This is a genomic window from Caulobacter sp. GW822-FHT07D08, from assembly GCF_058798735.1.
In genome coordinates, this window is the sequence record NZ_JBXAKU010000056.1 from 1 (window position 1) to 855 (window position 855).

General features: G+C 68.7%; 2 protein-coding genes. Both read left to right on the plus strand.

Going from position 1 to position 855, the window contains the following annotated elements:
• A partial coding sequence (locus AC1RJ9_RS28345) for a U32 family peptidase (protein ID WP_492842025.1) occupies positions 1 to 668 on the plus strand: 668 nt, incomplete at its 5' end.
• The coding region (locus AC1RJ9_RS28350; protein ID WP_492842023.1) for an FAD-dependent oxidoreductase at positions 665 to 855 on the plus strand (191 nt) is incomplete at its 3' end. The genes AC1RJ9_RS28345 and AC1RJ9_RS28350, both read left to right, overlap by 4 nt.

Below are 855 nucleotides of genomic sequence, written 5' to 3' on the forward strand. Positions count from 1 at the left end.
CGCGCGACCGCCAGGCGACCGCGGCCCTGGCCAGCGATCCGGCCCTGATCGAGGTCAATGACATCAGCGCCCTGGCCCGACGTCCGGCCGGCGCGCCCTTCGTCGCGGGACCCTTGCTCAACATCTACAACGAGGCCGCGGCGGCCGAACTGACCGCGCGCGGCTGCGTGCGGCTGTGCGCCAATATCGAATTGTCGCTATCGGCCTTGGCCGGGTTGTCGATGCGCTGCCCAGGTCTCGAGATCGAAATCTTCGCCTATGGCCGGTTGCCGCTGGCTCTGTCGGGACGCTGCTATCACGCGCGAAGACATGGACTGCACAAGGACAATTGCCAGTTTGTCTGCGATCGCGACCCCGACGGCCTAGCGGTCGAAACGCTTGACCACGCCGGCTTCCTGGCGGTCAACGGCGTCCAGACCCTGTCCCATGACGTCCAGATCGTCGACAGTCCCTTGGCGCACCTGAGCGCGGCGGGCGTCACCGCCCTGCGCCTTTCGCCCCATTCGGGCGACATGGCTAAGGTGATCGCCAGCTTCCGCGCCTATGCCGACGGGGATCTTGCCCCGGCCGATCTGGGGCCGGCGATCCTCGCGGCCGATCCGCCAGGGCCTCTGATCAACGGCTATCTCCAGGGCCTGGCAGGCGCACGATGGATGACCTGGTCATGACCGCCAGCCCTTGCCGTCAATCGGTCGACGTGGTCGTCCTGGGGGGCGGGATGGCGGGCGCGGCCCTGGCCGCCCATCTGTCGGCCGGCGTGCGGGTGGCGCTGGTCGAGCGCGAGTCGGTGCTGGGCTATCACACCACCGGCCGCTCGGCGGCGATGTTTATCCCCTCCTACGGTGGCGAGGCGAT